The following is a 19853-nucleotide window of genomic DNA, read 5'->3' as shown; positions in this document are numbered from 1 at the left end:
GAGTCCCGCCTTGGCGTTATCGACTGCCGCGTGGATGGTTCACGACACCCGTCTCATGCTCTGCGTACTGCTGGCCATCGCCAGCATCATCGTGCTGATCAGCGCGACCAAGTTGCCGCCGTTCCTGTCGATCCTGATCGGCACCTTTATCGCCGGGGTCGGTGCCGGGCTGCCAGCGGAAGAGGTGGCCAAAGCCTTCAGCAAAGGCGCTGGCGCGATCCTCGGTGAAGCCGGGATCATCATCGCCCTGGGCTCGATGCTGGGTGCGCTGATGGCGGAATCCGGCGCGGCCGACCGCATCGCAACCACGCTGCTCGGGCTGGGCAAAGGCAAGTCGTTGCCGTGGGTGATGGCGCTGGTGGCGATGGTGATCGGCCTGCCGCTGTTCTTCGAAGTGGGCCTGGTGATGATGGTGCCGATCATCTTTGTGATGGCCAAACGTTCGAACCAGCCACTGTTGAAAATCGCCATCCCGGCGCTGGCGGGCATGACCACCTTGCACGCCTTGATGCCACCGCACCCAGGGCCGCTGATTGCGGTGGGCGCATTGCACGCCGACCTGGGCCTGACCATGTTGCTGGGCTTCTGCCTGGCGGTGCCGGCGGTGATCCTCGCCGGGCCGCTATATGGCAACTGGCTGTCCAAGCGCCTGCATGTGGAGGAGCCAGCCGACATCGGCGCGCTGTTCAGCGCCCCGCCCAAGGCACCGCGCCAGCCTAGCTTTGGCGTGTCATTGCTGATCATTCTGTTGCCGGTGATTTTGATGCTCGGGAGCACCTTGGCCAAAGTCGCGCTGCCGGCCGAAAGCAGCGTGGGCCTGACCCTGAAATTCCTCGGCGAACCGCTGATCGCCCTCGGCCTGGCCGTGATCGCCGCCGTGATCTGCCTGGGCTGGGCCGCCGGCATGCCGCGCGCCGAAGTCGGCAACACCCTGCGCAAGGCCCTTGCGCCTATCGCCGTGTTGCTGCTGACCATCGGCGCCGGCGGTGGCCTCAAGCAAACCCTGCTCGACGCCGGCGTCAGCCAGACCATCAGCAAAGTCGCCGAAGGCGCGCACATGCCGTACCTGCTGCTGGCCTGGTTGATCGCCGTGGCGCTGCGCCAGGCCACCGGCTCGGCCACGGTCGCCACCACCACGACCGCCGGCATCCTCGCACCGATGATGGCCGGGTTGGCGGCGACGCAAAGCTCACTGGTGGCGCTGGCGATCGGCGCCGGCTCGGTGTTCTTCTGCCACGTCAACGATGCCGGGTTCTGGATGGTGCGCGAGTACTTTGGCTTGCAACTGAAGCAGACGATTTGGGTGTGGTCGGTGTTGCAGACGATTGTTTCGGTCGTCGGCCTGGTCAGTACGCTGGTGCTGTGGCACTTCTTGACCTGACCTTCAGGCCGCCAAGGTGTGGCGCTTACCAAACAGCGCCACACTTGCCACCCCCACCGCGCCCATCACCACGCAATAACCCACGCAAATCCATGGGCTGGTCGGCATCAACGCGATCAACATCAGCGGCGTGGTACTCGCCCAGAGTGCATAGGCGATGTTGTAGGTGAAGGAAATTCCCGACACCCGCACCTGCGCCGGAAACAGGCCGACCATCACCGATGGCACCGCACCGACCACCCCGCAACTCAAGCCCGCCAGCGCATACGCCGCGCCGAGCCAGATGCCGCCGCTGATCAGGCTGGCGTACAGCACGAAAATACCCACCGGCAGCAGCAGGCTGTAGACCAGTACCGCGCGCCAGGCACCAATGCGGTCCACCAGCAGGCCGGCGAGGACGCAGCCGATATTCAGGAAGACGATGCCCAGGGCGCTCAAGGCAAAGGTGTGGCTGGGGCTCATGCCGAAGGTTTTCTGCATCATGGTCGGGGTGATGACCACCAGTACCACCACGGCGGAGGTGAGCACGCAGGTGAGGATCATCGCCGGCAGCAGCACGGCGCGATGGTCACGCAATACGGTGCGCAGCGGCATCTCGGCGGCGGCCTGGCGGCGGGCCTGCATTTCGAGGAAGACCGGGGTTTCGCTGAGCCAACGCCGCAGCCACACGCCGATCACGCCGAACACACCGCCGAGCAGGAAGGGGAAACGCCAGGCGTAGTCGAGAATTTCGGCCGGGGTGAAGACTTGCGCCAGCAGCGTGGCAGTCAGCGCACCGAGCAGGTAGCCGAAGGTCAGGCCGGCTTGCAGGAAGCCCAAGGCGTAGCCACGATGGTTGCGCGGTGCGTGTTCGGCGACGAAGGTCCAGGCGCTCGGCACTTCACCGCCCACCGCCGCGCCTTGCAGCACACGCAGCGCCAGCAGGATCAGCGGTGCGAAGTAGCCGATCTGTGCGTAGGTGGGCATGATCCCGATCAGCAAACAGGGCAACGCCATCATCAGGATGCTCAGGCTGAACACGCGCTTGCGTCCCAGATGATCGGCGAAGTGCGCCATGAGGATGCCGCCCAGTGGGCGCGCGAGGTAGCCGGTGACGAAGATGCCGAAGCTTTGCAGCAGACGCAGCCACTCGGGCATTTCCGGCGGGAAGAACAGTTGGCTGAGGGTCAGCGCAAAAAACACGAAAATAATGAAGTCGTAGATTTCCAAGGCTCCGCCCAAGGCGGCCAGGCCCAGGGTTTTGTAGTCGGAACGGGAAAAACGCTGCGCCTGTGGAACAGAGGTGGCAGTCATGTTGAGGCTCGGCAGACAAACAAAATGGCGTGCAGGTTATGAGCTGAGCCGGATGATGGCAATCGCGGCAGATATATTTGTTTTCCTCATTGATCGATGAAGATAACTGCATTCCCATATCAATGGCCGTGGAGGAACATGCGCGAAAACTGCCGCCCCCATAATAACTACAAGAGGTATGACTCGTGGCCGATGCTATCGAAGAAAGCCGCTATGCCCGATTTGCCCTGCGCTGCTCGAACTTTGCCGAGCGCTGGTTCCCCGACTCCTGGGTGTTCGCCGCCCTCGCCGTGATCATCGTCGCCGTGGCGACCCTGGGCATGGGCGCCGCACCGACCGAAGCCGCCAAGGCCTTTGGCGACGGGTTCTGGAGCCTGATCCCGTTCACCATGCAGATGGCCTTCGTGGTGATCGGTGGTTACGTGGTCGCCAGCTCGCCGCCGGCGGTCAAGCTGATCGACCGCCTGGCGCGCATCCCGAAAAACGGCCGCTCCGCCGTGGCGTGGGTCGCGTTGATCTCCATGGTGGCGTCATTGCTCAACTGGGGCCTGTCCCTGGTGTTCGGCGGTTTGCTGGTGCGTGCACTGGCCCGGCGTACGGATTTGCGCATGGACTACCGTGCTGCGGGTGCGGCGGCCTATCTGGGCCTGGGTGCGGTGTGGGCCTTGGGGCTGTCATCTTCGGCCGCACAATTGCAGGCCAACCCGGCCAGTTTGCCGCCGTCGATCCTGTCGATCACCGGGGTGATCCCGTTTACCGACACCATCTTCCTGTGGCAATCCGGCGTGCTGTTGCTGGCGCTGATCGTGGTGTCGCTGATCATCGCCTACGCCACCGCGCCCGGCCCGAACAGCGCCCGTGACGCCAAGGCGTGTGGCGTCGACCCGGCCTTCAACCTGCCCAAGCTGCAACCACCAACTCGCCCCGGCGAATGGCTGGAACACAGCCCGTTGCTGACCATTCTGCTGGCATTGCTGGCGGCGGGCTGGTTGTTCCATGAGTTCTCGACCAAGCCGGCGATCAGCGCGATTTCGGGGCTGAACACCTATAACTTCCTGTTCATCATGGTGGGCGCCCTGCTGCACTGGCGCCCGCGCAGCTTCCTCGATGCGGTGGCCCGTGCAGTGCCGACCACCACCGGCGTGCTGATCCAGTTCCCGCTGTACGGTTCGATTGCAGCGCTGATGACCGTGGTCAAGGGCGGCGACGGCCAGACCCTGGCGCACCATATCTCGACCTTCTTCACCTCCATCGCCTCCCACGACACTTATGCCCTGCTGATGGGCGTGTACTCGGCGGTACTGGGCTTCTTTATTCCATCGGGCGGCGGTAAGTGGATCATCGAAGCGCCTTACGTGATGCAGGTCGCCAATGACCTGCAATACCACCTGGGCTGGGCGGTGCAGATCTACAACGCGGCCGAGGCACTGCCGAACCTGATCAACCCGTTCTATATGCTGCCGTTGCTGGGCGTGCTGGGGTTGAAGGCGCGGGATTTGATCGGGTTTTCGTTTGTACAGTTACTGGTGCACACACCGTTGGTGCTATTCCTGCTGTGGGCGCTGGGGACGACCTTGAAGTATTTACCGCCGGTGATGCCGTAGGGCACGGCGTTTCTGATGACGTGCATAGGGGTTGTCCTACTCGATACGATGACAACCCTGACTCCTCCTGCCAGCCCCTTTGATTAACCTTGGATGCCTCTCACATAGCCCAAGGAAAATCCGAATGACCCCTTTATCCAAATCACTGGAGCAGTTGCTCGATGATATTTACAAAGACGACAACGTATCGTTCGTCGAGTACAAGACCCTGCGAGACGAAGCCGATCGCCGCATGGCTGCTGTCATCAAGGAATTTGGCCTGCATAACAACGTAACCGCCTTCCAGAAAGCCATGGATGTGGCCATGCAACTACTGCAGACCAGCGTTATCGATGCAAAAAAAGCCACCCTGACCGACACCGGCGAGGCAATCGTCAAGGATGCCGTGACGGCTCAGGTAGAGTACCTGCGCGCCGGCAGCCAATTGGCACTGCGTCTGTTGTGATCGCCTGACTCGAAACGCTGTCTTCGTTCCGTCACATTGCATTGCTACCGTCCTGCGAAATATCTTGCAACAACTCGCCAGCAAGGACTCCCCGCAATGAGTGACGATCACGAAGACCGCCCTGCCCCCGATTCCGCAGCCCAACCGCCGGTAGATACCAGCCGTCGGCGCTTCCTGGGGGGCGCGGCGGTATTGGGGGTCGGCGCGACCTTGAGTGCCTGCGGCAATAGCAGTGAGGCGCCCGGCAAGCCAGCAGCGCGGCCGCTCACACCGCAGGAGCTGGACAAGGCCTTGCACGACCAGGTGAAGACCGTGGTGGTGATCTACGCCGAGAACCGTAGCTTCAACAACCTGTTTGCGGACTTCCCTGGCGTTGAGAAACCGCTGTCGGCGCTTTCTGCCACCGACACACAACAACGCGACCGCGACGGCAGCCTATTGACCACCCTGCCCCCCGTCTGGGGCGGTGTGCTGCAAGTGGGCCCGCAAAGCGTGGACGGGGTGACTTACCCCAGCGAAGTGCAATTCCAGGAAAACCTGCCCAACGCCCCGTTCGCCCTCAAGGGCCCGAACGCTGAAGACCTGCCGTTGAGCCTGGTCACCCGCGACTTGTGGCACGTGTTCTACCAGAACCAGATGCAGATCAACGGCGGCAAGAACGACGGTTTCGTCGCCTGGGCCGACTCCGGTGGCCTGGTCATGGGCCATTACGCCCAGAGCCGTTATTCCCTGCGCCTGTGGGACGTGGCCAAGGAGTTTGTGCTCTGCGATAACTTCTTCCAGGGTGCGTTTGGTGGCTCGTTCCTCAACCATCAATACCTGATCAGCGCCACCGCGCCGTTTTACCCGAATGCCGCGCAGTCGGTGGCCAAGGCGCAGATCGCCACGCTGCAAAGCGATGACCCGACCGATACGCGTCTCAAGCCCCTGGATAAATCCCCGGCCAGCGCCATGACCGGCGCGCCGCAGTTCGGCCCCAGCGCGCTGACCCCGGACGGCTACGCTGTGAACACCCTGGCGCCACCTTACTGGCCGACCTGGATTCGTGACCCGGAAAACCCGGATTACGCAAAGCCTGACCTGCCCAACGTGCTGGTGCCGCAAACTCACGAACATATCGGCGACAAGCTGTCGAAAAAGAACGTCGACTGGGCCTGGTACGCCGGGGCGTGGCAGGCGACGCTGGATCAGTTCAAGGATTCGGGCGGCATTCCGAAGATTCCAAACTTCCAGTACCACCACCAGCCGTTCAACTATTTCAAGCAACAAGGCCCCGAGAACCGTGCGGAGCGTGACAAGCGCCTGCGCGATGGCGGCTTGGGCGATGAGTCGAGCACCAACAAATTCTTTGCCGATGCCCAGGCCGGCAAGCTGCCAGCCGTGAGCTTCTACAAGCCCCAGGGCAACCTGAATATGCACGCCGGTTATGCCGACGTGGCCTCGGGCGACCGCCATATCGCCCGCGCCTTAAAGGTGCTGCAGGAAAGCCCGCAGTGGAAAAACATGGTGGTCGTGGTGACCGTCGATGAAAACGGCGGCTGGTGGGACCACGTCGCCCCGCCCAAAGGCGACCGTTGGGGCCCAGGCACGCGCGTCCCGGCGCTGGTGGTCTCGCCCTTCGCGCGCAAAGGCACCGTGGACCATACGGTGTACGACACCGCATCGATCCTGCGTTTGATTACGCGGGTCTTCCAGCTGGAGGCCCTGGACGGGCTCAAGCAACGCGATGACGCCATGATTGCCCGAGGCCAGAAACCCATGGGGGATTTGAGTAACGCGTTGCAGTTCAGCGTGTAGGACGCTTATCCAATAGCGACATGCCTGGCGATTTAGCACGCGGTTTTCCTGGTCAACCGCTACTGTGAGGAGGTGGGCTTTCATCCCGCGCAGACGGGCCTTCGCTGACAAGGAACCAAGTATGTTCAAACCGACCAGGTTGTCCTTCACCCTGGCCGCACTGCTGGCCAGTGCGGTCGTACACGCCGACATCGAAGTACCACTGGGCAGCGCTCAACGGGTCACCCAGTTGTTCGCTTACCCCAATAACTGCAATGTGATCTGCTTTCGGCCATGGACGCTGGAGCAGACCGCCGAGCACTACCTCAACCAAAGCTTGCAGCGTGACGGCTATAGCCGAGCCAAGGTCAGCGTCAAAAACCATGAAGGGCAGCTCGCGGCGACCTTCAGCGGTGTACCTGAGAGTTACGGCCAGCCCCTGAGCGCGCTGCTTAATACTGCTGACCTGGCCTACCAGGGCGCGAGCAAACTCAACAGCGACGGCAAGTGGGCCTACAACTGGTACCTGTTCCTGCCGCTGGGCATGGCCCTGGAAAACCGCAAGAGCATCGAGTTGCTGCATTTCCCGCCGGATTATTCACTGACCCAGGCCCAGGATTACCTGGAGTCGGCCACCACCGACCGCTGGGCCAGCCTGCTCACCGACAACGGCGTGCCGGCCACCGAAACCCCGGCCTACCAGACCATCATCGACATCGCGCCCATCGCCGCGCCGTCCAACGCGGGCAAGGACCTGGAGAACGTCTACGGCTACTTCACCGACTACCAGACCCGCATGGTCAGCGAACTGAGCCTGCACCCCAACGGCTCGCTGCCAATGGTCGCGTTCGGCGCGCCGGTGCGCAGTTGGGTCAAACAACAATACGGGCAAACCGTGGGTGTATTGGGCCTGGCGCAGATCAGCCCTGTCGCGGGCAAGACCGTCTCGGTGCTGGGCGCCAACCACCCCAGCTACATCTGGTACGCGGCCAGCCCGGACACCTATGACGGTAACGAGCAGAAAGCCGACGACGCCGGCTTGAAAGTGATGGGCCAGGACTTGAGCGCCGCCTGCTGGCAGGCCGGAATGGGCCAGAAACCGGCGAGCGATCCGAATGTGCTGCTCAAGGCCTGCATGAACACCTGGCAGGTCACGCGCAAAGAGCAGACCTGTGAGTTGTTCTACTCCTCGGTGCGCAACCTGACCCCGGAACAAGCGAATGCCAAATGCGCCACGCCCGCGATCAAAGCGCAGCTCAAACAGCTGAAAAACGCAGCGCCTGCCCCTGCGCTCACCGCCCCGGCGCTGTAGAGCGCCCAAAAAATCCGATTTCTACTGTCAAGGTTGACAGTAGAAATCAGATCCATGTTCAGCGAGTCTTGAGGCGGGCCCATCCGCTGCAAGACTGGCAGTCAGACTCCATCCGCAGGTCGAGGCAGCCCCACCAAGGAGAGTTATGAAGACTCAAGCCATGGATAAGGCTAAAACCACTGTGTCTGGCTGCCTGTACCCATTCAAGCCGCTGCTCATCAAAGACGGCTACCCCTCGTCCGAGCACTTCCAGGTCGTACAAGCCACCGATGGCACCGAGGCCGGTGTCCAGGCTCGCACAGCCTTTGATAGCCGCCTGCGCATCGCCAAGGTCTCCGGTTACGCCGTGAGCGAGCGACGTCCGCACACGTTGCAACTGTCACCTCGCATCCACCTCTACGACTCTTGGTTCTGCGGCCTGATGCGGCACTCCTGCAACCCCAATGTGTTTTTCGACACCACCTACCTGGAGCTCTGGACCGTGCAGCCCATCCCCGCAGGCGCCCCGTTGACCCTGGACTACGCGAGTACCGAGGACGCGTTGTTCCGGCAGTTCGCTTGCCACTGCGGCGAGCTGAACTGCCGAGGCTGGATCACCGGCAGCCAGGAGCCGTTGAACGCCGAAGGACAGGCGTTCATGACCCGTTGGCGGATGCGCAAGCGACCTTAAGCTTCGCCCAACGGGCGCAGGCGATACTGTGGCGGCAACTGCTCGAAGCCACTGATGGTGGTGTTCAAGCTCTTCCAGCGGCCATCCTTGATGCCGTAGATGCAGCCATGGATCGACAGGCTCTGCCCACGGTGCCAGGCGTTTTGCACAATGCTGGTGTGGCCGACGTTGGCCACCTGCTGGATCACGTTCAGCTCGCACATGCGGTCCACCCGTTCCTCTTCAGTCGGCAATTGGGCCAGCACGTCACGGTTTTCATAGTAGAGATCGCGGATGGTGCGCAGCCAGCCGTCGATCAGGCCGAACTGGCGGTCCTGCATCGAGGCACGCACGCCGCCGCAGCCATAGTGGCCGGTGACGAGGATATGTTTGACCTTGAGCACATCGACCGCGTACTGGATCACCGACAGGCAATTGAGGTCGGTGTGCAGCACCACGTTGGCGACGTTACGGTGTACGAACAAATCACCGGGCAGCATGCCGACGATCTCGTTGGCCGGTACGCGGGCGTCGGAACAACCGATCCACAGGTATTCAGGGGTCTGCTGGCGGGCGAGCTTGGCGAAGAATTCGGGATCTTCCTGTTTGATCGCATCCGCCCAGCGTTCGTTGTTATCAAGCAGGTCTTGTAGTTCGTTCATCAGGGAAAGCCTCAGGAATGATGCGCAGCTTTGACAGACGACCGCCCGTCCGGGTCACGCCGATCATAAAGATAGCCGGCGGGCAATTACTTGAATCTTGGTGGGCCATGCCTGTCCACACACTATAAGCCCCACAGTATGAGGATTGGCCATGACTGAATCACGACGTCCCTACGGCGCTACACAGCCCGAACCGATTGACGACAACGAAGACCGCATGGGCTCGATGCGGGAGCTGGATTTTGACGAAGAAGAGCCGACGGCTGAGATCGGCAACGAGATCCCCCTTCACGAGCGCGAGCACCTGATGCCCGACGAACGGGTGCGTGAGGCCGGAATGACCGGGGCTTCGACCGATGATCATGAATCGACTGATGATGATATGAGCCCGGAAACGCTGATCCATGAAGATGGTGCGCGGGATGCTCGGGAGGAAGGTGAGGATAATGCGGCGGATTATGACCTGAGCATTGTGGATGAAGATGAGATTGGCGGCGGGAATGGCTTGGATGAGGCCGAGTTGGCCGACATTGACCCTGTAGACGGAAACCGCTGATGCAACACGGTAAAAATGTGGGAGGGGGCTTGCCCCCTCCCACATGGATTTCAGTGCTTAATCGACCAGTGTGCAGGCCATGACGACCGCATCTTCGCGCCCGCCGACAGCCGGGTAGTAGTCCCGACGACGCCCAATCTCGTTGAAGCCATAGCGCTCATACAAACGGAACGCGCCGGTGTTGCTGTCGCGCACTTCCAGGAAGCATTCGCGAGCCTTGGCGGCATAGGCGCGGGACATCAGGTGCTCCAACAGCGCCAAACCCAGGCCACGGCCCTGGTTTTCCGGCTTGACGGTGATGTTCAGCAAATGCGCTTCATCCAGGATGATCTGCACCACGCCGTGGCCGACCTGCTGCTCGCCTTCGAACATCAGCCAGATCTGGTACTTGCCCAGCCCATCGAGAAAGATCCCGCGGGTCCAGGGGTGGCTGAACGCCGCGTATTCGATTTTCAGCACGGCGTCGAGGTCGGCCTCGGTCATCGGGCGGAAGGATAAAGCCTCACTCATCGGTTGTTTTCCAGCGCGCCATCAGCCGGCGCATGGCTTGCCAGACATCAGCCTTACGCTGTGGCTCTTCCATTAATAATTCCAGGCCCGGCAGGGCCCATACCGAACCCAGGCCTTCGACCTGCAGTTCGCGGTACCAGGATTCTGCATTCGCCTCACCGGCAAACCGCACGGCGGGCAGCCCGATCAGCCACAGGCACACGCAGGGTTCGTCCTCCAGGCGTGCCGACACGAAGCCTTGCACAAAATCCCGCGCCGCTTCCGGGCCCTGGTCCATGGTGCCGCGCACCAGCAACGGCCAACGTACCGGGTCGCCAACGATTTGCGGGCTGTCGGGCAGGCCGGCGGCGCGCAACATGTCCTTGAGCAGCATGTAGGCGGGGTCGCGGGTCTGGAAACGCTCGCCGGTGGGCAATTCCACCAGCAGCAGGCAGCGCCCGGCCCGCAGCAGCTGCAGGGCGAAACGCGGTGGCGGCACCACCGGCGCCTTGACCACCGGGGCGGCCTCTTCGGCCACCACCGGCTTGGCCATGGGCGAGGGGCGTGGCACTTCGATCTTGGCCCGTTCGACCGCCGGGCGCGCCTGCGGCACTGGCTTGGCCACCACCACCGGGACGGCGGCCTCCTCGCCCGAGGTCTCGAACGCCTCATAGGGCTCAAGCGCCTCTAACAGCTCGGGCCGCGACGGGGCGGCGAACGGCAGTTCGGTGCGGGGCAGCCAGTTGACCACCTGCATGGCGGTCAAGTAAGCGCGACGTCGGGACTCGATAAGCACAGCTCGGCCACTTGTGGATAAGTAAAGAGCGGGGATTCTACCGCTGTTCGGTAACAATCGCCCACTGTGCACTGACCGGCTGTGGATAAATCCCGCGCCTGATGCAGTACAATCGCGACTTTTAATCGCCAACCAGCCGGCCATTCCCATGATCGAACCCAAGCGCGTCCTGCGCGCCCTCGCCGAACACTGGGCCTTACTTGAGCCACTGTGCGAACACTTCGACCAAGGCACCCTGAGCCTGAGCGAGCTGCGCACACAACTGGCCGCCCAACAACTGGACAGCACGCCCCAGGACATCACCAGCCTGCTGGACGTGTGGATTCGCCTGGACATCCTGGTGCCTGTCGCCAAGAGCCCCAACCGTTTCGAGCTCAACGCGCAGATCCACGACTTCCTGGCTTATCTTCGCAAGGAGCACCGGCTTGGCCTGTGCCTGGAAATCGAGGCCTACCTGCGCCATCTGGAGCGCCTCGCCGGTTATATCCAGGACGCCTTCGACATCCGTGATGGCCACGACCTGGCCCGCCAGCTGCGCCTGCTCGATATGCGCGTACGCGACGTACTGAAAAAACTCGCCAACGACGAACAGGCCCTCGCGGCCGTGGCCGACCGCGCCAAGACCAGCGACCGGCAGATCCCGTTGCGCCAGCGTTACGCCGAAGTCCTGGCGACCTGGGACGAGTACGTCGAACCAATGATCCAACTGGTGAACGCCGACGGCGCCTTCGAACAAGGCGTGCGCAAGGTGGAAAACGTACTGTTGCGCATGCTCACCGAGCAACAGCGTCTCGGCCACCTGGTGGACGATGACATGCTGCTGCGCACCCACGCGCGCATCCTCGAAATGCAGACCAGCGCCCAACTGACGTTGCGTCATGCCCGCGAACTGCTGTTGCCGCTGCGCGAAGAAGCGCGTCGGCACAATGCCGTGACCCGCGGCGCGGCGCTGGCGCTCTCGGCCATCCGCCGTAAAGGCCTGGACGCGGTGCCGCAGGCGGCGATGCCGATGTTTACCCGGCCGCAAAGCACCTTCCTGGGCAGTGCCAGCCAGGTCGAGGCCTATGTGTATGCGCTGGCGAACTTCGAGCCGAAACCGGCACGGTTCCCCAAGGCGCACAAATCCCACAAGGGCGAAGCCCAGCGCGCGCCGCGTACGGTCAAGGAAATGCTCGAGCGCTGCGAAGACGCACTGCCGATGCCGGACCTGATGACCTGGCTGCTGGAGCAGGAGCCGGACGGTGCCACCGACGAATTGCTGTACTGGTTCTCGCGGCTCTCGCGCGAAAAACGCTTCAAGCGCGAGCGCCTGGAACGCCGCGACTACCACACACACGAGCACCAGGTCAGCCTGCGCTCATTCGCCCTGCTCCCGGCCGGCACCGACGCCGCCGAGCATCCTGCGAGTACACCTTATGCATCTTGATCTATCCGAACTGTCCCAGCTGGCGCCGATCTTTCGCGAGCTGTTCAAGGGTTACCACGTCAGCCGCCGCGACCCCGAGTTGTACGCACAGCTGTCGAACTTCCAGGACCAGTACCGCACGCTGTTCAAGGCCCTGGGCTTTGAGCTGGTGTGCGATACCCGTGGCTTCTACTACTTCGTGCCGGACTCCGCGATTGCCAGCGCCCAGGTCAACAAGACCGCCCAGCGCCTGGCGCTGTTCACCTTCATCATTGTCGAGCACCTGGCCGACCAGGGCCGCGACCCGATCGCCGTGCTCGACGGAGGCAGCCTCGGCCGTGATGAACTGCCGTCCCTGCTGGAAAAGTATCGCGACCTGTTTATCCAGGCCGAAGTACAGACCCAGGAAGAACTCGAAGAAAAAATCATGCGCCGCATGACCCAACTGGGTTTTGCCAGCGAAGACAACGGCATCTATCGCTTCCTGCCACCGATGCACCGCTTCCTCGACGTGTGCCTGTCGGTGCAGCAGGACCGTGACCTCGCCGCCAGCGTGCACAGCGTGTTGCCGTTGCCTGCGCCAGTGATCATCGACGAAGACAGCGATGAAAAATTGCTGAAGACCGATGACCCACTGGACTTGAGTGACTTCGCGCAAGAAAGCGAAGAAGACGCCCTGGCCCGCGCCATTGCCGAAGAACAGGAGACCGACGCATGAGTAAGGAACGCTACGGCATCCGCCGCTTCGCGCTATTGAACACCGCCGGTTACAGCCTGGGTTTGTTCCCGCTGGAAGAACCGCTGTCGGTGTACGGCGCCAACAACCTGGGTAAATCCGCGTCGATCAACGCCTTGCAGTTCCCGATCCTCGCGCGCATGTCGGACATGAGTTTCGGCAAGTACACCCTGGAGCAATCGCGGCGCTTCTACTTTGCCACCGACACCAGCTACATCCTGGTGGAAGTCTCCCTGCCCCACGGCCCGCACGTAATCGGCGTGGTCGGGCGCGGTCCGGGCGGCGGTTTTGGTCACCAGTTCTTTGCCTATGCCGGCAAGCTGGACCTGGCCCATTACCAGAAAAACGACACCTGCCTGCGCCAGAAAGAGCTGTTCACCAACCTTGAGCGTGAGGGCCTGAAAGCCTACGAACTCAAGCCGGATGAACTGCGGCGTTTGCTGGTGGGCGGTCACACGTCGATCCCGCTGGACCTGACCCTGATCCCGCTGCGCTCCACCAGCGAACAGAGCCTGAAGACCTTCCGCGCGCTGTTTATCAACCTGTTGCACATGCGCGAAATCACCGCTGCCAAGCTCAAGCAGCTGTTCCTCGATGCGTTCGAACACAGCCTGCGTTCTGGCAGCGTCGATTACATCGCCGCGTGCGAAGAAGCCTTCCGCGATGTGCGACGCATGGAGCAGGACTATAACTCCCTGGTCGCTGCCGGCCCGCTGGTCGAAGCCTTGGCCAATGGCGTTCGGCAGCGCGACGCCCTGCGCGGCAAACTGCATCGCCTGTCGCCGCTGCTGGACTCGCTGCTGGGCACTTGGTCGGACTACGCCAGTGCGCGCAAGGAAGAGCTGACCATCCAGGCCGAGCACTACCGCAACGAGCAGGACGCGCTGCAGAACGACCAGCGTGGCGGCACCCAGGAGTTGATGCGCCTGGAGCGTGAAATCAGCGGTATCCAGCGTTGGCTGGGCGAGCTGTCGGTGCTCAAGCATCGCTTTGCCCTGGTGGATGACGTCAAGGTGCTGGAGCAGCAACTGCTGGCGGCCAAGGACGCTCACGATGAACTGGCGGGCGCCCTGGCGCAGTCGCGGCAGTTCAGCGCCGAGGATTTGGACGAGCGTCTGCGCGACCTGGAAAAACGCTTGAAGTCGGTCAAGCAGCAGCTTGATCACGCGGATAACAACAGCTACGCCAAGCTGCGCGAAGAGTTTTCGCAGCAGGATGTCGAGCGCCTGATGCGCCTGTTCAACAGCTCGTTGTTCAGCCTGCCGCTGGGTGAGCACGGCATCACGCTGGACGAGGACGGCCAGTGGGTCAAATCCCTGGAGCAGATCCTGGATGGCTTCAAGGGCGAGCGCTTTGAAGTGCCGGGGCTGTCCATCGACATCTCGCACATCGAACCACCGGCGTTGCAGGCCCTGGCGGATCGCGCGGCATTGCGCGACCAGAAAGAGCGCCTGGAAAAAGAACTCAAGCAACTGAAAACCCAGCAAGCCGTGGCCTCTGACCGCGCTGCGAGCAAGACCCAGACCGAAGCGCTGTACCAGCAGGTGCTCGACGCGCAAAAGGCTCTGGAAGACTTCCGCCGCGCGCAAACCCTGAGTGCAGAGGAAGGCGAAAAACTGGAAAACCTGGCGCAGATGGAAGCAGCCCAGGATGAGTTGAAGCGTTCCAGTGACGCCTTTACCGAACGCGTCCAGCAACTGTCCGCCAAGCTGCAACTGGTAGGCCGGCAGATCGGCGATATGGAAGCCAAGCAACGCACGTTGGATGACGCCTTGCGCCGTCGCCAACTGTTGCCGGCGGACCTGCCATTCGGCACGCCGTTCATGGACCCGGTCGATGACTCCATGGACAACCTGCTGCCGCTGCTCAATGACTATCAGGACAGCTGGCAGGGCTTGCTGCGTGCCGATGGCCAGATCGAGGCACTGTACGCTCAGGTGCGCCTCAAGGGCGTGGCCAAGTTCGACAGCGAGGATGACGTAGAGCGTCGCCTGCAATTGTTGATCAACGCCTATGCGCACCGTACTGATGAGGCACTGACACTGGGCAAGGCACGCCGTGCGGCGGTCACTGACATTGCGCGGACCCTGCGCAATATCCGCAGCGACTACGACAGCCTGGAACACCAGTTGGCGCTGTTCAACCGCGAGATCAACAAGCGTCAGGTGTCCAACCTGCAGAGCTTCCGCATCGTGCTCGCGCCGAACAAGGAAGCCCTCAAGCATATCGACCAGATCATCCACAGTGCTGGCCAGTACGAAGAAGGCGAAACCCTGTCGGTGTTCGATCTCAGCCAAAGTGCCGAGCAGGACAACAAGAACGAAGAGGCCAAGGAATACCTGGCCCGCCTGGTGGCCGCCAACCATAACCAGTTGGGCCTCAAGGATCTGTTCGAGCTGGCTTTCGAGATCACCAAGGTGCACGGTCAGCCGGTGATCCACACCGACATCGACGGTGCGGCGTCCAACGGCACCACCATGACCATCAAGGCGCTGACCAACATGTACTTGTTGCTGCACTTGATGGACCGCGACCAGGCCGGCCGCGTGCGTCTGCCGTACTACCTCGACGAGGCGGCGGATATCGATGAGAAGAACCAGGCAGCGCTGCTGGAAACCAGCTTGCAACTGGGCTTCGTGCCGATCCTGGCGAGTGTGAAGCCGCAGGTGTCTGCCCAGGTGGCAATCGACCTGGAAGGCGGCAGCGGGCCGAACGGGATCTACATCGATGAGGCGGACTGGAAGTACATCCGCCGCCACGATGTGGTGAAGGCAACGGTGAATGTGCAGGCGGATGAGCCGGAGTTGGATGAGGTCTGACGCTTTGCGCTGAAATGTAAAAAGGCCGCGATCGGATGGATCGCGGCCTTTTTTTGGGCTAGGGTTTTGCGGTGTTTTTGACGGCCCTATCGGGGGCAAGCCCCCTCCCACATTGGATTTGTGAACACATTTAAAATGTGGGCCTCGGTCTATTTACCGAGTGGGATTTTAGGCGCCCAGGTCAGCCATTCTTCTTCGAATTTGTCGAACAGCGGGAAGGTTTGCTGCGGCCGCGCGGTGTTCCCCATACGCTCGCCATCTGGCGTGGCAAATGCGATACCGCCGGCCACCAGCGTCTCCAGGGACTCGGTACGCACCGTCGCGCCCTTGAACAAGCCGAAGTCGAGGCCGAAACCGCTGGTGTTCCAGAAGCGGCTGCCACTGTGTACCAGTGGCGCGTATTTGGGTTCGATCAGGATGTGGATCAGCACGCGGTCAGCGGTCTGGCCTAACTCGTAGCCGGTAACCTTGCCCACGGTGACTTCACGGTAGGTCACCGGTACACCTTCCTTCAACGAGCCACGGCGTGCGGCGCTGAGTGTCAGGCTCAGGCCCGCTTCTTGACGGACAGCTTCAGGGGGCTGGTCCAGCGCGACGAAACTCTTCTGCGGGCCGGCATTTTTAGCGGCCGGCTGCACCTCGATGTATTGCCCGGTGACCAGGGTTTCCAGGTTGGAGGTTTTCATCAGCCCGAGCTCTGGCTTGACCACCCAGAACTGGCTGCCGACGCGCGCGATGCGGTCCGCTACTTGGGTAATACGCGCGCTGAGCAACACCGATTGCATATCGGCACTGAGGTCTACACTCTCGATCTTGCCCACATCCAGGCCTTTGAAACGTACCGGTGTGCCTGGACGCATACCATCAGCACGGTCGACCTTGATGGTCACCAGGGTGCCATGCTGATTGGCAGCCTCACGGTCGGCAAACAAGCGGAAACGTGGGATGCGCTTTTTCAGCGGTACGTTCGGCTGCGGCGTTTCGAAGGCAATACCGCCGGCCATCAGGCTGGCCAGGGATTCACTCTTCACCTGGATACCACCGGTGAGGCCGCCGGTCAGGGTGACGCCGCTGGCATTCCAGAAGCGCGTCGAGCCGTTAACCAGGTTTTCGTATTCCTTCTCGATATGAACGCCGATCACCAGTTGCTTGTTCTTGCGCGAGAACTGGTAGCTCTGCACCGAACCGACCTTGACCTGCTTGTAGAGGATCGGGCTGCCGACATCCAGGGAGCCGAGGTTGTCGGTAAATAAGACCATGTGCAGGCCAGGGGAACGCAGGTCCAGCGGCGGCGCCTTGGCACGGGCGACGAATTCGCGTTGCGGGGCGCTGCCTTTGTCACCAGGGCGAATGGCGATGTAATTACCTTTGACCAGAGCTTCCAGGCCGGTAATACCGGCCAGCGAGATAGAAGGTTTGACGACCCAGAACTGAGTGTCCTGAACCAGGTAGTCTTCGGCCAGTGGGTCGAGGGTCAACTCGGCGTTGGCGCTGGACAGGTCCGGGTCGATCTTCAAGGTTTTCAGGCTGCCAACCTGAATGCCTTTGTACATCACCGGTGTACGCCCAGCCTGCAGGCCTTCGAAGTCAGTGAGCTTGACCTTGGCCTTGATACCGGCAGCGGCAGCGTCGAAATCTTCGTACAGGCGGAAGGGCAGGCTCGGATCGGTCGGCGGGCTGTCCTTGCGATTCTCCGGCGTGGCGAAGGCAATGCCGCCGGCGACGATACTGGAGAGGGATTCGCTGCGCACCTTCACTCCAGACAGATTGGCATCGATGCTGATGCCGCTGGCGTTCCAGAAACGGGTGTGTTTGCGTACGAGGTTGGCGTAGGTCGGCTCGATGTAGACCTTAATCTCAACGGTACTCTGGTCCTCGGAGAGCAAGTAGCTTTTGACCTGGCCGACCTGTATCTGCTTGTAGAACACCGGGCTGCCGCGATTGAGCGAACCGAGGCGGTCAGCCTTGATGGTCAGGTGCAGGCCTGGCTTGGCGTCGGACAAAGGCGGCTCTTCGGAGAGTGCCTTGAATTTGCGTGTGGGCTCACCGTCACCTGGGCTGGCGGCGATGTAGTTACCCGAGACCAAGGTTTCCAGGCCGGTGATACCGGCAAGGCTGACACTGGGCTTGACCAGCCAGAAGCGAGTGTTGGTCTTGAGGTATTGCTCGACATCCTTGTTCATCTCGATGGTGGCAATCACCCCGCGATTATTGCCTTCGTCGTCAAGAGCAAGAGTCTTGACCTTACCCACGGACATGCCTTTGTAGACCACTTCGGTTTTGTTGGCCTGGATGCCTTCGCCGCTTTCAAAGCGCACCTGGATCTCAATACCCTGCTGGGAATAGGCACGCCACCCCAACCAACCCCCGATGATCAGGGCAATCAGGGGCAACACCCAAATGGCCGACCAGTTGGAGGCCGGGCGGGTTTTAGCTTTTGGCAAATCACTCATGGTCGTCGTCCGACTCCGTGTTATCCCAAATCAGTCGGGGATCAAAAGTTACAGCGGCAAGCATCGTCAAAATAACCACACTGGCGAACGCCGCAGCGCCAAGGTTGGCCTCGACACTGGCAAGCCGTCCAAAGTTTACGACCGCCACCAGTATGGCGATCACGAAGATATCCAACATGGACCAGCGTCCAATGAATTCAATAAAGCGGTACATCACAATGCGTTGTTGCGCGGAAAGCGGTTGGTGGCGCTGCACCGAAAAAAGTAGCAGGCCGATGCCTACCAGCTTGAATGTCGGCACCAGGATGCTGGCGATAAATACCACGGCGGCGATGGGAAACATACCGTGCTGCACCAGTTGGATCACGCCTGCCATGATGGTGCTGGGATCCCCCTGGCCGAGGGAGTTAATGGTCATGATCGGCAACAGATTGGCAGGGATATATAAAATCGCTGCGGTGATCAGCAAAGCCCAGGTACGTGCGAGGCTATTGGGACGACGGGCATGGATCAGCGCACCGCAACGGGTGCAGATCTGCTCATCGGTATCGGCTTCCTGCCTGTTCAACTCGTGACATTCGGTACAAATCAGAATGCCTGCATCAATCGCCCGCATGCTCATCCTCTCCTGACAGCGCTTGCCAGATCTGGTGCGGCGACATCACCACCTCAAGCAGAACCTGAACCATTAGTAGACTGACGAAGCAGACCAGACCCAGGCCAATCGTGATTGAGGCCATGTCGGCGAGTTTCACGATCGCCACCAGTACGCCCATCAAGTAGACCTCCAACATTCCCCAATCTTTCATATGGTGGTAGATGCGGTACAGCAGCAGGCCGTAACTACGGCCGATCTTCCAACGAATACTGAGCAGCACCGCCAGTTGGCAAAGCAACTTAAGCAGCGGAATACCCATGCTGCACAGGAACACCACGGCGGCGACACCTTGCATACCAGTATCGAACAGGCCGACTACGCCACTCCACACGGTGTCTTCTGAGGACTGCCCGAGTAGATTGAGCTGCATGATGGGCAGAAAGTTCGCGGGGATGTACAGCAACAGCGCGGCGAATACCAGGGCGAGGCTGCGCTCCACAACATTATGGCGGTGAGCGTACAGCTCATAACCGCAACGCGGGCATTGGGCTTTTTCACCGAGGGCGAGCACGGGTTTGCGCATCAGCAAGTCGCACTCATGGCATGCCACGAGGTTGTCCAGTGATAAATCCGACACCTCAAGGGCATCAACCGGATCCGGCATAGATAGGGCTCTGACTCTAAAAAAGGTTAGGTGCCTATTCTAGTGGTCTGGTTCAGAAATAACTGTGCAAATTTGTCGTGCATCTTTCTGCACTTTTCGACCGAGCAAAACAAAACCCCACCTGCTTTCGCAAATGGGGTTTCGGAATTTAATCTTGACGATGACCTACTCTCACATGGGGAAACCCCACACTACCATCGGCGATGCATCGTTTC

Annotated in this window: 17 protein-coding genes; 10 read left to right on the top strand and 7 right to left on the bottom strand. The window is 61.2% G+C overall.

The genetic code is table 11. The annotated features are described in order from the left end of the window. Positions 1 to 10: 10 nt before the first annotated feature. Positions 11 to 1381 (top strand): gluconate:H+ symporter, encoded by a 1371-nt coding sequence (locus AB1462_RS16980; RefSeq protein ID WP_367247405.1) that lies wholly within the window; start codon positions 11 to 13, stop codon positions 1379 to 1381. Positions 1382 to 1384: 3 nt separating this feature from the next. Here the strand turns inward: AB1462_RS16980 and AB1462_RS16975 are convergent, their stop codons facing one another. Next, positions 1385 to 2674: an MFS transporter gene (locus tag AB1462_RS16975; protein ID WP_090409725.1), complete on the bottom strand. Its 1290-nt coding sequence runs from the start codon at positions 2672 to 2674 to the stop codon at positions 1385 to 1387. Between the two features lie 185 nt (positions 2675 to 2859). On the opposite strand from AB1462_RS16975, the gene AB1462_RS16970 reads away from it, so the two are divergent. The 5 genes from AB1462_RS16970 (at position 2860) to AB1462_RS16950 (ending at position 8481) form a co-directional block, all read left to right on the top strand. Then, positions 2860 to 4278, top strand: coding sequence for a short-chain fatty acid transporter (locus tag AB1462_RS16970; protein ID WP_090409727.1), 1419 nt, complete (start codon positions 2860 to 2862; stop codon positions 4276 to 4278). Positions 4279 to 4402: 124 nt separating this feature from the next. Then, on the top strand, positions 4403 to 4723 hold the full coding sequence (locus tag AB1462_RS16965) for a hypothetical protein (RefSeq protein WP_090409729.1): 321 nt from the start codon (positions 4403 to 4405) through the stop codon (positions 4721 to 4723). A gap of 96 nt (positions 4724 to 4819) precedes the next feature. Then, complete coding sequence (gene acpA / locus AB1462_RS16960) at positions 4820 to 6520, top strand: acid phosphatase (protein ID WP_090409731.1); 1701 nt, start codon at positions 4820 to 4822, stop codon at positions 6518 to 6520. A gap of 121 nt (positions 6521 to 6641) precedes the next feature. Further along, complete coding sequence (locus AB1462_RS16955; RefSeq protein WP_090409733.1) at positions 6642 to 7811, top strand: hypothetical protein; 1170 nt, start codon at positions 6642 to 6644, stop codon at positions 7809 to 7811. A gap of 145 nt (positions 7812 to 7956) precedes the next feature. Then, positions 7957 to 8481, top strand: a complete 525-nt coding sequence (locus AB1462_RS16950) for an SET domain-containing protein-lysine N-methyltransferase (RefSeq protein WP_259192632.1) — start codon at positions 7957 to 7959, stop codon at positions 8479 to 8481. On the opposite strand, the gene can is transcribed toward AB1462_RS16950, so the two are convergent. Beyond that, a complete protein-coding gene (gene can, locus AB1462_RS16945) occupies positions 8478 to 9122 on the bottom strand; it encodes a carbonate dehydratase (protein WP_003188288.1) in 645 nt (214 codons plus the stop codon). The genes AB1462_RS16950 and can overlap by 4 nt on opposite strands. A gap of 151 nt (positions 9123 to 9273) precedes the next feature. On the opposite strand from can, the gene AB1462_RS16940 reads away from it, so the two are divergent. Further along, entirely contained in the window at positions 9274 to 9678 is a 405-nt protein-coding gene (locus tag AB1462_RS16940; protein ID WP_090409738.1) for a serine kinase/phosphatase, read from the top strand. A 57-nt stretch (positions 9679 to 9735) separates the two neighbouring features. Here the strand turns inward: AB1462_RS16940 and rimI are convergent, their stop codons facing one another. After that, a complete protein-coding gene (gene rimI / locus AB1462_RS16935) occupies positions 9736 to 10188 on the bottom strand; it encodes a ribosomal protein S18-alanine N-acetyltransferase (RefSeq protein ID WP_032886035.1) in 453 nt (150 codons plus the stop codon). After that, positions 10181 to 10924, bottom strand: a complete 744-nt coding sequence (locus AB1462_RS16930; RefSeq protein ID WP_367247501.1) for an energy transducer TonB — start codon at positions 10922 to 10924, stop codon at positions 10181 to 10183. The genes rimI and AB1462_RS16930 overlap by 8 nt, the downstream gene beginning before the upstream one ends. A gap of 187 nt (positions 10925 to 11111) precedes the next feature. Between AB1462_RS16930 and mksB the strand changes: the two genes are divergently transcribed. Genes mksB through mksF form a run of 3 tightly spaced genes read left to right on the top strand, consistent with a single transcriptional unit; the run spans position 11112 to position 15923 of the window. Beyond that, positions 11112 to 12389 (top strand): Mks condensin complex protein MksB, encoded by a 1278-nt coding sequence (mksB, locus tag AB1462_RS16925; protein ID WP_090409742.1) that lies wholly within the window; start codon positions 11112 to 11114, stop codon positions 12387 to 12389. Beyond that, entirely contained in the window at positions 12379 to 13086 is a 708-nt protein-coding gene (gene mksE, locus AB1462_RS16920; protein WP_090409743.1) for an Mks condensin complex protein MksE, read from the top strand. Before mksB ends, mksE begins: the two co-directional genes overlap by 11 nt. Then, positions 13083 to 15923, top strand: a complete 2841-nt coding sequence (gene mksF, locus AB1462_RS16915) for an Mks condensin complex protein MksF (RefSeq protein ID WP_090409745.1) — start codon at positions 13083 to 13085, stop codon at positions 15921 to 15923. Before mksE ends, mksF begins: the two co-directional genes overlap by 4 nt. Before the next feature lie 149 nt (positions 15924 to 16072). On the opposite strand, the gene AB1462_RS16910 is transcribed toward mksF, so the two are convergent. The 3 genes from AB1462_RS16910 to AB1462_RS16900 are packed head-to-tail and all read right to left on the bottom strand — an operon-like array spanning position 16073 to position 19638. Further along, positions 16073 to 18376 (bottom strand): MlaD family protein, encoded by a 2304-nt coding sequence (locus AB1462_RS16910; protein ID WP_367247400.1) that lies wholly within the window; start codon positions 18374 to 18376, stop codon positions 16073 to 16075. After that, positions 18369 to 18992, bottom strand: a complete 624-nt coding sequence (locus tag AB1462_RS16905) for a paraquat-inducible protein A (RefSeq protein WP_090409749.1) — start codon at positions 18990 to 18992, stop codon at positions 18369 to 18371. The genes AB1462_RS16910 and AB1462_RS16905 overlap by 8 nt, the downstream gene beginning before the upstream one ends. Then, entirely contained in the window at positions 18979 to 19638 is a 660-nt protein-coding gene (locus AB1462_RS16900; protein ID WP_259192636.1) for a paraquat-inducible protein A, read from the bottom strand. Before AB1462_RS16900 ends, AB1462_RS16905 begins: the two co-directional genes overlap by 14 nt. Positions 19639 to 19853 lie beyond the last annotated feature (215 nt).

It is taken from the genome of Pseudomonas sp. SB113 (genome assembly GCF_040754745.1).
Classification (GTDB): domain Bacteria; phylum Pseudomonadota; class Gammaproteobacteria; order Pseudomonadales; family Pseudomonadaceae; genus Aquipseudomonas; species Aquipseudomonas grimontii.
This window is presented reverse-complemented; position numbering and strand designations above follow the sequence as displayed.

Coding starts and splice junctions, on each gene's coding strand:
- AB1462_RS16975 (WP_090409725.1), bottom strand. CDS start 2,674: ATGACTGCCACCTCTGTTCCACAGGCGCAGCGTTTTTCCCGTTCCGAC.
- AB1462_RS16965 (WP_090409729.1), top strand. CDS start 4,403: ATGACCCCTTTATCCAAATCACTGGAGCAGTTGCTCGATGATATTTAC.
- acpA (WP_090409731.1), top strand. CDS start 4,820: ATGAGTGACGATCACGAAGACCGCCCTGCCCCCGATTCCGCAGCCCAA.
- AB1462_RS16955 (WP_090409733.1), top strand. CDS start 6,642: ATGTTCAAACCGACCAGGTTGTCCTTCACCCTGGCCGCACTGCTGGCC.
- AB1462_RS16950 (WP_259192632.1), top strand. CDS start 7,957: ATGAAGACTCAAGCCATGGATAAGGCTAAAACCACTGTGTCTGGCTGC.
- can (WP_003188288.1), bottom strand. CDS start 9,122: ATGAACGAACTACAAGACCTGCTTGATAACAACGAACGCTGGGCGGAT.
- AB1462_RS16940 (WP_090409738.1), top strand. CDS start 9,274: ATGACTGAATCACGACGTCCCTACGGCGCTACACAGCCCGAACCGATT.
- rimI (WP_032886035.1), bottom strand. CDS start 10,188: ATGAGTGAGGCTTTATCCTTCCGCCCGATGACCGAGGCCGACCTCGAC.
- AB1462_RS16930 (WP_367247501.1), bottom strand. CDS start 10,924: ATGCAGGTGGTCAACTGGCTGCCCCGCACCGAACTGCCGTTCGCCGCC.
- mksB (WP_090409742.1), top strand. CDS start 11,112: ATGATCGAACCCAAGCGCGTCCTGCGCGCCCTCGCCGAACACTGGGCC.
- mksE (WP_090409743.1), top strand. CDS start 12,379: ATGCATCTTGATCTATCCGAACTGTCCCAGCTGGCGCCGATCTTTCGC.
- mksF (WP_090409745.1), top strand. CDS start 13,083: ATGAGTAAGGAACGCTACGGCATCCGCCGCTTCGCGCTATTGAACACC.
- AB1462_RS16910 (WP_367247400.1), bottom strand. CDS start 18,376: ATGAGTGATTTGCCAAAAGCTAAAACCCGCCCGGCCTCCAACTGGTCG.
- AB1462_RS16905 (WP_090409749.1), bottom strand. CDS start 18,992: ATGCGGGCGATTGATGCAGGCATTCTGATTTGTACCGAATGTCACGAG.
- AB1462_RS16900 (WP_259192636.1), bottom strand. CDS start 19,638: ATGCCGGATCCGGTTGATGCCCTTGAGGTGTCGGATTTATCACTGGAC.